Origin of the sequence: Streptomyces sp. MB09-01, assembly GCF_033794505.1 — a bacterium.
Classification (GTDB): domain Bacteria; phylum Actinomycetota; class Actinomycetes; order Streptomycetales; family Streptomycetaceae; genus Streptomyces.
The window spans coordinates 20,155-32,403 of sequence record NZ_JARAYQ010000080.1 but is presented as its reverse complement, the minus strand read 5'-3'; the positions used below and the strand labels follow the sequence as shown (position 1 = coordinate 32,403).

Annotated in this window: 12 protein-coding genes; 4 read left to right on the top strand and 8 right to left on the bottom strand. The window is 74.6% G+C overall.

The genetic code is table 11. The annotated features are described in order from the left end of the window. Nucleotides 1-496: 496 nt before the first annotated feature. The 3 genes from PV721_RS18750 to PV721_RS18740 all read right to left on the bottom strand — a co-directional run bounded on the left by PV721_RS18750 (nucleotide 497) and on the right by PV721_RS18740 (nucleotide 3,914). On the bottom strand, nucleotides 497-2,419 hold the full coding sequence (locus PV721_RS18750; RefSeq protein WP_416371130.1) for a hypothetical protein: 1,923 nt from the start codon (nucleotides 2,417-2,419) through the stop codon (nucleotides 497-499). A 75-nt stretch (nucleotides 2,420-2,494) separates the two neighbouring features. After that, nucleotides 2,495-3,292 (bottom strand): tyrosine-protein phosphatase, encoded by a 798-nt coding sequence (locus PV721_RS18745; protein WP_319725689.1) that lies wholly within the window; start codon nucleotides 3,290-3,292, stop codon nucleotides 2,495-2,497. A 34-nt stretch (nucleotides 3,293-3,326) separates the two neighbouring features. Next, complete coding sequence (locus tag PV721_RS18740; RefSeq protein ID WP_319725686.1) at nucleotides 3,327-3,914, bottom strand: rhomboid-like protein; 588 nt, start codon at nucleotides 3,912-3,914, stop codon at nucleotides 3,327-3,329. A gap of 203 nt (nucleotides 3,915-4,117) precedes the next feature. Here PV721_RS18740 and PV721_RS18735 point away from each other — a divergent pair, with 203 nt between their 5' ends. Next, complete coding sequence (locus PV721_RS18735; protein ID WP_319725684.1) at nucleotides 4,118-4,774, top strand: hypothetical protein; 657 nt, start codon at nucleotides 4,118-4,120, stop codon at nucleotides 4,772-4,774. A 79-nt stretch (nucleotides 4,775-4,853) separates the two neighbouring features. Beyond that, nucleotides 4,854-6,326: a PepSY domain-containing protein gene (locus tag PV721_RS18730; RefSeq protein WP_319725682.1), complete on the top strand. Its 1,473-nt coding sequence runs from the start codon at nucleotides 4,854-4,856 to the stop codon at nucleotides 6,324-6,326. An 86-nt stretch (nucleotides 6,327-6,412) separates the two neighbouring features. Here PV721_RS18730 and PV721_RS18725 read toward each other — a convergent pair whose 3' ends face one another. Further along, the gene (locus tag PV721_RS18725) at nucleotides 6,413-7,012 is read right to left on the bottom strand and encodes a winged helix-turn-helix domain-containing protein (protein WP_319725679.1); all 600 of its coding nucleotides are present in this window, start codon (nucleotides 7,010-7,012) and stop codon (nucleotides 6,413-6,415) included. A 516-nt stretch (nucleotides 7,013-7,528) separates the two neighbouring features. Beyond that, nucleotides 7,529-8,548 carry a glutamine synthetase gene (glnII, locus tag PV721_RS18720; RefSeq protein WP_319725676.1) on the bottom strand — a complete coding sequence of 340 codons (1,020 nt, stop codon included), beginning with the start codon at nucleotides 8,546-8,548 and terminating at the stop codon, nucleotides 7,529-7,531. Between the two features lie 212 nt (nucleotides 8,549-8,760). Here glnII and PV721_RS18715 point away from each other — a divergent pair, with 212 nt between their 5' ends. After that, nucleotides 8,761-9,678, top strand: a complete 918-nt coding sequence (locus PV721_RS18715) for a Gfo/Idh/MocA family protein (RefSeq protein WP_319725697.1) — start codon at nucleotides 8,761-8,763, stop codon at nucleotides 9,676-9,678. An 84-nt stretch (nucleotides 9,679-9,762) separates the two neighbouring features. On the opposite strand, the gene PV721_RS18710 is transcribed toward PV721_RS18715, so the two are convergent. Together PV721_RS18710 and PV721_RS18705 are read right to left on the bottom strand one after the other, a co-directional pair. Beyond that, nucleotides 9,763-10,296, bottom strand: coding sequence for a hypothetical protein (locus PV721_RS18710; protein WP_319725674.1), 534 nt, complete (start codon nucleotides 10,294-10,296; stop codon nucleotides 9,763-9,765). 139 nt (nucleotides 10,297-10,435) lie between these two features. Further along, nucleotides 10,436-10,912: a MarR family winged helix-turn-helix transcriptional regulator gene (locus tag PV721_RS18705; protein ID WP_319725672.1), complete on the bottom strand. Its 477-nt coding sequence runs from the start codon at nucleotides 10,910-10,912 to the stop codon at nucleotides 10,436-10,438. A gap of 64 nt (nucleotides 10,913-10,976) precedes the next feature. On the opposite strand from PV721_RS18705, the gene PV721_RS18700 reads away from it, so the two are divergent. After that, nucleotides 10,977-11,819 carry an alpha/beta hydrolase gene (locus tag PV721_RS18700; protein WP_319725670.1) on the top strand — a complete coding sequence of 281 codons (843 nt, stop codon included), beginning with the start codon at nucleotides 10,977-10,979 and terminating at the stop codon, nucleotides 11,817-11,819. Nucleotides 11,820-11,843: 24 nt separating this feature from the next. Here PV721_RS18700 and PV721_RS18695 read toward each other — a convergent pair whose 3' ends face one another. After that, on the bottom strand, nucleotides 11,844-12,215 hold the full coding sequence (locus PV721_RS18695; RefSeq protein WP_319725668.1) for an ArsC/Spx/MgsR family protein: 372 nt from the start codon (nucleotides 12,213-12,215) through the stop codon (nucleotides 11,844-11,846). Nucleotides 12,216-12,249 lie beyond the last annotated feature (34 nt).

The window sequence follows — 12,249 nt, the reverse complement described above, 5'->3', positions numbered from 1 at the left end:
GGTTGGGGGGGGGGGGGGGGGGGAGGGGGGGGGGTGGGCGGGCGGGGGCGGGGCGCGCCGGGGGTGGGGGGGTGGGGGTGGGTGGTGGGGTGGGGGGGGTGGTGTGGGGGGGTGTGGGTGGGGTGTGTGGGGTGTTGGTGGGGTTGGGTGGTGTTGGGGGGGGGGTTGGGGGTGTTAAAGTGGCAGTCGGTCCCCCGGCGGGGGCGGCCGGTTCGGCGGCGCCGGTGTGGGGTGTCGAGGAGCAGCCGGTGGCGGCGAGCGCGAGGGCGGTCAGGCCGGGGAGCAGGAGGCGTCGGGCGAGCATGCGCACGTGGTGGACCTTCAGGCGGGTGAGGGGTGTGGGGGATTACCGAGCGGTAACCGGAATCCGATCATGCCATGTGCGCCCTACGGCCGTCATGTCCGAATCCCGCCAACTCCCCGACCGGGCTTGGTCGTTGAATCTTCACCCGCCTCTGCGGCTGAGCCCGCCGCCTCCTCCCGGAGCGGTCCCCGCCTAGCGCAGCGTCCCCGCCTTCGTCCCGTCCGTCAGCCTGCCCGACAGGTCCACCTGCGCACCGGCCGGGGCCTTGACCGCGAGCCGGTTGCCGTTCGCGGCTCCGTTCACCCCGCCGCCCGACACCGACAGCGAGGCGAACTGCGCACTGCCCGCCGCCAGGACGTACCACTGGCCCGCCCGCGACTTCCACAGCACGCCCGCCAGCACCCGCGGCTCCCGCGGCCCGCACGCCGCGGACCCCTCGGACTTGGCCGCCTGCGCCGCCGTCGCCGAGCCCGGGGCCAGGAACTGCGCCTGCACCCGGTCCGCCGCGCCCTGCCAGGTCTCGGCCCGCGTGCAGAGCCAGGCCGCCGTGCCGTCGCCCTCCGGCAGCGGCTGCTTCGCGTACGTCCACGCGTTGACCGTGCGGACCCCGTGCGAGCGGACCGAGGGCAGCAGGCAGGCGATCTTCGACCAGTCCCCGAGTTCGGCGGCCTCCGTCACGTCCCGCTCGGCGCCGGGCGCGCCCGACGTCAGCCGGGCCGGGGTCAGTTCGCCGAGGTCGGTGATCAGCCGGGTGGCGCCGTCGCCGGTCAGGGACAGGGCGTTCCAGCTCGTACAGCTGCCCGCCGGGGCCGGGCCCGCGACCGGCGGGGTCACCCCGTCCGGAGTCGGCTTCAGCACCGCCGCCGGGCCGCCGGGCTTGAGCAGGTCCCGGAGGGAGGCGCCGGTGACCCAGGGCGCGGTGAGGTAGCGGACGTTGCCGTCGACCCGGCTGAGGACCAGCGCGGTCGCGGTGTCGGCCGATGCGCCGTCGGTCCGGGCGAAGTCGAGGGCCGCGCCGGCGGTCCCGGCGCGCGGTTCGGCGTAGCGGACCACCCGCAGGCCGTCGTGGAACAGGACCACGACGGCCTGGTCGACGGCGCCCGCGAACAGCAGTTGAGCCGGTCCCATCGGTGGCCCGGAGGGCGTACCCGGGGTGGCGGAGACGACCACGGAGGAGCCGGGCCGGGCCCAGACCGCCAGCGCCCGGCGCAGCAGGGCGGCGTCGCCGGCGCGGTCCCCGCGGGCGGGCCAGGTGGAGAAGTCCGTACGGGAGGACGTGCGCCAGAGCGTGGGCGCGGCCCGGACCAGCTTCCCGGGATCCAGGGCCTGCTCGGCCGCGGCGTTGCGGGAGTGGAGCGGGGCGGCGGCCCCGTCCGAGCCCCAGCCCCCGCCGGGCAGCGCGAGCAGCGCCCCGCACACGGCGAGGGCGGCCGCGGCGGCCAGGGCGGCCCGGCCGAGCCGGCGCCGCCGCAGCAGGTCGGTGGGCCGGGCCTGGAGCACGCACGGGTCGAACTCGGGGGAGGCGAACAGGACGTCGTTCGCCGGATCCCCGGACTCCGCGACGGCGGCGGCCGGATCCGGAACCCCGGCCTCGTCGAGCACCCGGAGCACCTCCGGCTCGGCCAGCCGCTCCAGGGCGCGCAGCACGCAGGCGGCCCGGCCGGGCCCGTCGAGGGTGGCCAGCCACTGGTCGAGGGCGAGCTCCTCGGCCCCGCCTGAGCGGGGGAACAGCCGCAACCCCCACACCTGGGGGAGCAGCGGCGGGAGCTGCGCGCGCCGGGGCAGCGCCCGGAAGGTCAGCGGAATTCCCGCCTCCAGGGCGGCGCGCAGCACGCGCAGCCGGACGTAGGCGTAACCGGAGTCGTCCGCGCCGGCCCGCTGGCCCGGAACCCCGCCCTGCACGGCCGCCGCCGAGTCCCGCCGCCCGCGCGGCAGCGCCCGCTGGACCAGCGAGTGGGCGGTGAGCACCCGCCGGTTGCGGCCGAGGGCGGGCGGCAGCACCAGATAGGCGAGCCGCACCAGCCGCGGGTAGTGCTCGACGATGGCGGCTTCGGCCTGCTCGACGTCCGGCGGCACGGGAGGCAGGGGGCGGGTGGCGGTATCCGGCGCAGTCACGTTCAGCAGAACGAGCGAATCGTCGGATGGTCACCCGTCCGGAGGGCCTCTCCCCCGGCTGCCGGGATGCCGGGGTCAGGCCACCAGACGGGCGCGCAGGGCCTCGACGGTCTCGTCGGGGACGCCGAGCCCCTCGCGGACGTACTTCTCCATGGAGCCGTAGCGCGTCTCCACCTCGTCCAGCGCCGCCGCCAGGTAGGAGGGGAAGACGCCGATCAGGGCGAGCGCGATGTCCGGGTCCCCGCCGGCCCCCGTGAAACCTTCGATCATCGGGGCGAAGGCCTGCTTGACCGCGGGGTTGACGGAGAGGTATTCGGCCATCAGGGTCTCGTCGTCCGCGCCGAGCAGCGCCAGGACGACCGTCGCGCCCCAGCCGGTCCGGTCCTTGCCGGCCGTGCAGTGGAAGAGCAGCGGGCCCGCGGCGGGGTCGGCGGCCTCGGTGAGCAGCATCCGGTACGCGGCCTGCGCGGAGCCGGAGTTCACGAAGGACCGGTAGGTGTCGGCGAACAGGGCCTGGGCCTTGCCCCCGCCCAGGTGCTCCTCGGCCACCGCCGGGTCGGACAGCAGGTCCTTGAGCTGCGCCGCGGCGGGCTTCCTGCCGGCCTCGCTCAGCTTGTCCGCGAGGACGTCGCCGATCAGCAGCCGGGCCCCGCCGGGTATCCGGTCGGGGTGGTCGGCGCGCTCGGCTTCGGTGCGGAAGTCGATGACGGTCCGCACGCCCAGCGCGGCCACCACCGGATCGGCGTCGAGGTCGAGCCGGTCGAGCTGGCCGGAGCGCAGCACCAGGCCGGAGCGGACGGTGCGGCCGCCGGGGAGCGGGGTGCCGCCGAGGTCGCGCAGGTTGGCGACGGTGGTGGAGGGAGTGGCGGTCATCGTGGCGGCTCCAGCGGTACGGTCATGCGGCGATTCAGGCAATTTTCTGATGTTTCGCCCCGGAAAGACAATCGAAGGCCAGCGAGACCCCGATGCCGATCCCGAGCGCAGCCAGGTGTCCGGCGTCGGTGAAGGTCCGCCCGCGCTTCAGCACGGGCGCCGCGGCGAGCGCGAGCAGGCCGGCCCGGGCGGCGGTGCGGACCGCCCCGCGCGGCAGGGCCGAGGTCAGCGCGCCGAGCACGGCGTTGAAGCCGTAGCTCGTCCCCACGTCCAGGGCGCGCCGGGTTCCCGGATCGGTCGTCCTGCGCAGGGCGCCGTACACGAGGAGGGTCGCCGTGGCGTGCCCGAACAGGAACACCGCGGCCGTCCACCAGGCGCCGTACGCGTACTCGGCGTACCCGAGGACCGCGACGAGCAGCAGGGCGTAGGGCAGGGGCATCGGCTCCTCGACGACGGCGGCGCTGCTCAGCAGCGTCTCCCAGCGCCCGGCGGCGAGGTTGTCGACGTTCGTCGAGCAGGTGCGCAGCAGCCGCTCCCGCTCCGCCGCACCCATCCGCTCCAGTGCGTACGCCCCGAGCTGGACTCCGCCGGCGTACACCGCTCCCAGTGGAATTGGATTCACGCTTCCATGATCGGATACCGCCCTCTGGCGGGCACCACCGGGCCCCGTGCGAACATGTCCCGGCCATGTCTGAGAAATCCGCGCCCCTGCGCGCCTCGCGGGCCGCGACATTCGCGGCGATGTGCGTGGCTTTGGGTGCGGTGGGGCATTCGTACATTTCCGGCACGGATGTTCCCCCGGCCGGCCTTCTGAGTGCTTTCGCCGTGACCGGCGGGCTCGCCTGGCTCGCCGCCGGGCGGCGGCGGGGGCCCGTGGGGATCACCGCGGCCGTGCTCGCCGTACAGGGGGTGCTGCACCTCGTCTTCTCGGGCAGCCAGGCCGCGGGAGACGTCGCCGTCGCCCCCGCGGCGGCGGAGGCGCACCACCACATGCCCCCGGCCGTGGCGGGCGACGCGATGTCCGCCGGCGCCCTTGGTGCGGCGCAGACGGCGGGCGCGGCGGGGATGCCGGACGCGGCCGGGATGGCCGATGCGGCCGGCTTCGCCGACGTCGCCGGGACGGCCGACATGGCGGGCATGGCCGGGATGGCCACCGACGGCGGCGTCGGGATGATCGCCGCGCACCTGCTCGCCGGACTGCTCTGCGCCGCCTGGCTGGCGCGCGGCGAGGCCGCCGTCTTCCGGCTGGCCCGGGTCCTGGGCGCCGCCGCACTGCACGCGGCCCGGCCGCTCGCCCGCGCACTCGCCCTCGTGCGGGCGCGGGTAGCCGCCGTACCGGCCCCGCCCGCCTTCCCCGCCCCCCGCGAGCGGCCGCGCCGCCTGCGCGGGGCCGTGCACGCCCACGCCGTGGTGCGCCGCGGGCCGCCCGGGGCCGGGCCGTTCCCCCGCTTCACGGCCCCCGGCCGTCCTGCTCGCGCCTGACCCGGCGCACCCTCGGCGAGAGGGGTGGCGAGACCTGGGGCCGATGTCCCCATGCCTTCGCCCACACCGAGGAACCACCATGTCTCTTGACGAGGTTCAGGACGTCCGCACCCCGGACGCCGACCCATCCGGCATAGCCAAGAGCCGCGGCGGCTGGGCCGCCCTGCGGCCGCTGCTCCTGCGCATGCACTTCTACGCGGGCCTGCTGATCGCCCCGTTGCTCTTCCTCGCCTCCGCCACCGGCCTGCTCTACGCGGCCTCCTGGCAGGCCGAGAAGATCGTCTACTCAGACGAGCTGACCGTCGCCCGCGTCGGCGAGAGCGTCCTGCCGCTCAGCGCCCAGGTCGAAGCGGCCAAGGGCGCCGCCCCCGAGGGCGCGGTCGTGTCCGTGTGGCCGGCCCCCGAAGCCGAGGCCACCACCCGGGTGATCATGGAGAGCGAGGGGCTCCCGGAGGGTGAGACCCTCACGGTGTTCGTCGATCCGTATACGGCCGAGGTGCGCGGGCAGATCGAAACCGTCGGTGACGCGCTGCCCCTGCGCGCCTGGCTGAGCGAGTTCCACTCCAGCCTCCAGCTCGGGGAGTTCGGCCGGAACTACAGCGAACTCGCCGCGAGCTGGATGTGGGTGGTCGCGCTCGGCGGCCTCGCCCTGTGGATCGGCCGCCGCCGCAAGCGGACGTCGCTGGGGGGTAGCTGGGGGATGGTCCTGCCGGACCGCAAGGCCACCGGCCGCCGCCGCACCCTGTCCTGGCACGGGGCCGTCGGCCTGTGGTCCGTCGCCGGGCTCGTCGTCCTCTCCGCCACCGGCCTGACCTGGTCGAAGTACGCCGGCGAGAACATCGGGCAGCTCCAGGACGGCCTCGGCGGGGCCACGCCGGCCGTCTCGGCCAAGCTGAATCCGGGGGCGGAGTCCGGCGCCGACGAACACGCGGGCCACACCATGCCCGAGGGCACGCAGATGCCCGCCCCCGCGCCCACGGCCGACGTCGGCCTCGACCGGGCCGTGGACGCCGCGCGGGACGCCGGAGTCACCGAGGCGATCCGCGTGACCCTGCCCGCCAAGGGCAAGGGGTACGTGATCAAGGAGCAGGACAAGCAGGTGCCGGTGCACTTCGACGCGGTCGCCGTCGACCCGGCGGACGGCCGGGTCATGGACGAACTGCGCTTCGCCGACCACCCTCTGCTCGCCAAGATGACCCGCTTCGGCATCGACCTGCACATGGGCCAGACCTTCGGGCTCGCCAACCAGATCGTGCTGGCCGCGCTCGCCGTCGCCGTGATGTTCCTGGTCTTCTGGGGCTACCGCATGTGGTGGCTGCGCCGGCCGACGAAGGACCGCAAGCTCTCCGTGGGCCGGGCGCAGCCGCGCGGCGCATGGCGGAAGCTGCCGGTGACCACGCTGCTGCCGCTGGCCGCGGCGACGGCCGTGGTCGGCTGGTTCATCCCGCTGCTCGGGATCAGCCTGGTCGCCTTCCTCGTGGTCGACGTCCTGCTGGGCTTCGTCGCGGGCCGGCGCGCCAAGGCCGCCGCCCGAGCCGCCTCGGCCGCCTGAGCGGTCGGACCGTCCGACCCCCTGACGCACGCGGGCCCGTACTCCACCCGGGAGTACGGGCCCGCCGCGTACGGTCGACCGGCCGGTCAGGGCGCGTACTTGTAGCCCACCCGGCGCACGGTCTGGATCGCGCCGCGGTGGGACGCGCCCAGCTTGCGCCGCAGGCGGGCGATGTGGACGTCCACGGTCCGGCCGTCGCCGACGTGGCCGTAGCCCCAGACCGTGGTGACCAGCTGGTCCCGGCTGTGCACCCGGTGCGGGTGCCGCACCAGATGGGCCAGCAGCTCGAACTCCAGGTACGTCAGGTCGAGCACCCGGCCGTCGACCTCGGCGGTGCGCTGCGCCGAGTCGATGCGGACCAGGGCGTCGCCCGCCACGGCCGTCGCGGTGGGGGCCGGGACCGGGGCGGGCGCGAGCGGGGCGGCCACGGCGTGCGGGGCGAAGCCGATCGGCGGCTGCTGGTCGGCCGGTACGAGCACCAGGTAGCCGACCATCGGCGGCTGCCCCGGGAGCGTCGGAAGCGTGTGCTGGGGCGCGGGCAGCCAGGTGGCCCCCGGCGGGAGCAGGTCCACGGCACCGGCCACCTCGTCCCGTTCCACGGAACGCAGCCGGTGGCGCGGATGGGGCGGATAGGTCAGGGAAGCGGTCGCAGCGGAGGCGGAGGTGAGGGAACGGGTGTTCGCCATGAGTGGTCAGCTCTTTCACGCGGAGTGGTCGGCAGGGAGACGTACGGACGTCATCGATGTCGCACCGCGCAGACCGAAGGCCTGGGGGAAGGTCGGAAGGAGATCCCGGAGGCTTTAGAGGGCCGGCGCGTTCTTCGCGCGGCAACACTCCCGGTCGTAGTCGTGATCCTGACGGGAGGGCCAGAACGGCTCGAGGTCGCTGCGACCTGACGAGGTGTGCGAATGGCTGGCCATGGCCCCATTCAAGCAGATGTCCTCCCTCCCGGGCAGGTCACGTCTCATATCATGGATCGGAATCTCATATTCCATCCCAAGCGCCCCTCGAACCAGGACAATCCATCAACCGTCCAGCCGCTTCCGGCAGTCCGGCCCGGCCATCCGTATCGCATCGTGGGCAGAACCGTCCCACGCCCACTCGAGTCCTTCCCCTCGAGTCCCTCCCCCCGGCACGGACGACGCCCGCCGGGCCTGTGGGGGCTCGGCGGGCGTCGGGACGGGCTCGGGGTGAACGGGCGGTCAGACCAGGTTGTCCTTCTCCAGGCCGGTGCAGCAGGTGTCCGTGATGAGGCGGGTCACGACGTACGGGTCCACGTTCGCGTTCGGGCGGCGGTCCTCGATGTAGCCCTTGCCGTCCTTCTCCACCTGCCACGGGATGCGGACCGAGGCGCCGCGGTCCGAGACGCCGTAGCTGAACTCGTTCCAGGGGGCGGTCTCGTGCAGACCCGTCAGGCGCTCGTCGATGCCGGCGCCGTAGTTCTTCACGTGGTCGAGCGGCTTGCTGCCCTCGCCCAGCGCCTCGCACGCCGAGATGATCGCGCGGTAGTCCTCGCGCATCGCCTTCGTGGAGAAGTTGGTGTGCGCGCCCGCGCCGTTCCAGTCGCCCTTGACCGGCTTCGGGTTCAGCGTCGCGGAGACGTTGAAGTCCTCGGCGGTGCGGTAGAGCAGCCAGCGCGCGATCCACAGCTGGTCGGAGACCTCCAGCGGGCCGACGGGGCCGACCTGGAACTCCCACTGGCCTGGCATGACCTCGGCGTTGATGCCGGAGATGCTCAGGCCCGCCGCGAGGCAGTGGTCCAGGTGCTTCTCGACGATGTCGCGGCCGAAGATCTCGTCCGAGCCGACGCCGCAGTAGTAGCCGCCCTGCGCCGCCGGGAAGCCGTTGACCGGGAAGCCGAGCGGGCGGGTGCCGTCGAAGAACGTGTACTCCTGCTCGATGCCGAAGATCGGCTCCTGAGCGGCGAACTTCTCGGCGACCGGACGCAGCAGCGCGCGGGTGTTCGACTCGTGCGGGGTCATGTCGATGTTCAGGACCTCGCACAGCACGAGGACGTTGTCCCCGCCGCGGATCGGGTCCGGGCAGGAGAACACCGGGTTGAGCACGCGGTCGGAGGCGTGGCCCTCGGCCTGGTTGGTGCTCGATCCGTCGAAGCCCCAGATCGGCAGCGCGTCGCCGTCCGCCAGGATCTTCGTCTTGGAGCGAAGCTTCGCCGTCGGCTCGGTGCCGTCGATCCAGATGTACTCAGCCTTGTAGCTCACGGGCCCCATCCTCAGACTCTGCGGGTGCTGCTGGTCGCTGCTTCATCGCTGCGGTGATGACCGCAGCGTGCCCGCCCGCGATTTCCCCTCCGTTGCCCGTGTGTGAACCCCGTGTTACCGAGGTTTACGCCGCAGGTCGGGTGGGCTGTGCGGGACGCGAGCGGGTTGGTGGGGGAGGGCCCGTCCGGGTGGGGCAGACTGAACGCGTGAGCATTTCGTCTGATTTGAACCCCACCGGAGACCCCCGACCGCGGGTCGGGCTGCTGGGCACCGGCCCCTGGGCCCACCGCACCCACGCGCCCGCCCTCGCCGCGCACCCCGGCTCCGACTTCGTCGGAGTGTGGGGCCGCCGGCCCGAAGCCGCGGCCGAACTGGCCCGCGCGTACGACGTGAAGGTGTACGAAGACCCCGACGAGCTGTTCGCCGAGTGTGACGCCGTGGCCTTCGCCCTGCCGCCCGATGTCCAGGCCCCGCTCGCCGTGCGCGCGGCCGCCGCCGGCTGCCACCTGCTGCTCGACAAGCCCGTCGCGACGACGGTCGAGGACGCCCGGGCCGTCGCCGGCGCGGCCGCCCGCCACGGGGTCGCCTCCGTCGTCTTCCTCACCCTGCGCTTCGCCGAGCCCACCGCCGGCTGGGTCGCGGAACAGGCCGGACGCTCCGGCTGGTTCACCGCGGCCGCACACTGGCTCGGCGCCGTCTTCCCGCCCGACGGCACGCCCAGCGCGTACGCCGCCTCGCCCTGGCGCAAGGCCAAGGGCGGACTGTGGGACGTCGGTCCGCACGCCCTCTCCGTGCTGATCCCGGTCCTCGGCGACGTCACCGAGGTCAGCGCCACCCGCGGCCCCTCCGACGTGGTCCAGCTGGCCCTGCGGCACGCCTCCGGCGCGGCCAGCGCCGCCGTCCTCAGCCTGGGCGCGCCGCGCGCGGCCGCCGGCGTGGGCCTGGAACTGCGCGGCGCCGAGGGCGTGCACGTGATGCCCGGCTGGAGCGACGTACCGGGTGCCTACGGCCGCGCCCTGGACGCGCTGCTCACCGCGGCACGCACGGGCGTGCCGGATCCGCGCGGAGCGGAGTTCGGGGCCCGGCTGACGGAGATCCTCGCGGAGGCGGAGGCGCAGCTCCCCGGGTGACGGCTGCGCTCCCCGAGGGCCGCGCTCCTCGATGACCTCCTCGACGACCGCGCTTCTCGACGACCGGCCTCCTCGACGACCGCGCTATTTGATGACCGCGTTCGCCACGATGATGGCCAGGCCGATGGTGGCGTCGGCCAGGCCGATCAGCAGGGCGGAGGTCATCCGGTAGCCCACCCGGAGCGCCACGACCGAACCCCACGCGAACAGCAGCGCGGTGTTCAGGCCGAGGCCGACGGCGGTCACCCCGTACGAGTCCCAGTCGGCGACCCCGGAGGCGATCAGCAGCAGGACGGTGGGGAGGGTGGCCGCGATCATCGGCCACTCGTGCCAGAGGGCCAGGACCAGCAGCCGCCACCGGTGCGAGGCCGAGTTCTGCTGGTGGGAGGCCATGTGGTGCGCGTAGCCGTGCGCGAGCGCGGCGGTGGCCGCCGTGACGAGCACCCAGCTGGCGTCGTAGAACGGAGTGAAGTCCCCGCCCTTCTGGTCCAGCGCGGCCAGCAGCCCGCTGGCCAGGACCGTCCCGTACACCCCGCCGAACATCCAGTCGGCCCCCCGCCGCCGCTGCACGACCGGAGGTGCGCCGGGGCTGGTCTGCGACTGCTGCTGCTCGTTCACGTCGGGTCCTTTGGTGTGCTTCGTCCCTCTTTGGTACGGATGCCACCCTACGAGGTGTCGAGGTCGGGACGAGATGAAGGCCGCAGCGCCGGCCCCTTCGCCGCCCCTCCGCCGCCCCTCCGCCCGCCCGGCCGGGCGGTCAGGCGTGCGGCTCCGCCGTGAAGACGGCGTGGGTGGCCGTCAGGAAGCGCCGTACGGTGTCCCGTTCGGCGGGATCGAAGGAGTCGAGCACCTGGAGCACCCCGTCGATCAGGGGGCCGAAGAAGTCCCGGCCCAGGCGGATCGCCGCGGGCTCCACGCGCAGCAGGATCCGCCGCCGGTCGCGCTCGTCGCGGATCCGGGCCACGTGGCCGAGCCGCTCCAGCCGGTCGATCACGGAGGTGGTGCCCGCCGAATTGAGACCCAGCCGGGCGCCGAGCAGGCCGGCCGTGGCCGGTTCGTCCGCGCGGGCCGCGTCCAGCAGGCAGATCAGGGCCCGCACGTCGGTGGCGTGCATGCCGTTGCGGGCGGCGAACTCCGCCTGGCGCAGGCCGAACTCGACGGACACCGCCCGCAGGAGGTGCACCAGCTGCAGGTTGTCGGATTCCCCGGCACCGGGTTCCTGGTTGTCGCCCACATCGCCTCCGCCTAGGATCTCTCGCTGAGCGAGATTATCGCCCAGCGAGACATCGGAGCCCGTCATGTCCCGGACCTCCTCCTTCCGCGCCGCCTACGACGAGGTGCTCGGCCAGTGGCCCGGGCCCGTCGACACCGTCGACCTGCCCACCCCGTACGGGGTCACCCGCGTCAACAGCTGCGGCCCGGCCGGCGCCCCGCCGCTCGTGCTGCTGCCCGGCGGCGGGGCCACCTCCACCGTGTGGGGCGCCTGCGCCGCCGCCGGGGCGGCCCGCACGCACCGGATGCACGCCGTGGACCTGGTCGGCGACCCCGGGCTCAGCGTCCCGGCGCCGGGGCGGGCCCTCCGGTCCGTCGCGGACCTGGTCGGCTGGATGGACGCGGTCCTCGACGGGCTCGGCCCGCACGGGCCGGTCGCGCTCGGCGGGCACTCGTACGGGGCGTGGATCGCCGCCCACTACGCCGCCGCGCGCGCGGCCCGGCTCGGCCGCCTCGTGCTGCTCGACCCGACCCGGGTCTTCGCCGGGCTCCGTCCCGGGTACGTCCTGCGCGCGCTGCCCGTGCTGGTGCGGCCCACCCCGGAGCGGATCCGCTCCTTCCTCGGCTGGGAGACCCGCGGGGCCGTGCTCGACCCGGCCTGGCTGCGGCTGCAGGACGAGACGGCCGGCCTTCCCGCCGTACGCCCGGTCACCGGGCCGCGCCCGGACCCGGGGGCGCTCGCCGAACCGCCGGACACGCGGGTCGACGTGCTGTTCGCGGAGCGCGCCCGCTGCCACGACGCCGGCCGCGCGGCCCGGTCCGCCCGCGAGGCGCTGCCCGCCGCGCGCGTCGGCGTACTGCCCGGCGTCGCGCACCACGCGCTGCCGCTGACGGCGGCCGGGGAGATCGCCCGCCGGCTCGCGGACTAGTCCGCGTCGCCGGGCCGGCGCGGACTAACCCTTGCGGGAGAGGGCCTCGCGGACGGCGTCCTCGGAGCGGGCGACCACGGCCGTGCCGTCCTCGGCGGTGATGATCGGACGCTGGATCAGCTTCGGGTGCGCGGCCAGGTGGGCGATCCAACGCCCGCGCGCCTCGTCGGTCTCCTCGCGCGGCAGCTCCCGTACGCCGGTCTCCTTGGCCAGCGGGTCCGAGGTGCGCGTGATGTCCCAAGGCTCCAGTCCGAGCCGGCCGAGCACCTCGCGGATCTCGTCCTCGGAGGGCACGTCCTCCAGGTACCGGCGCACGGTGTAGTCGGCGCCCTCCGCGTCCAGCAGGGTCAGCGCGCTGCGGCACTTGGAACAGGCGGGATTGATCCAGATCTCCATGCCGCCAACCCTACCCAGGGCTTGTCTGGCCAGG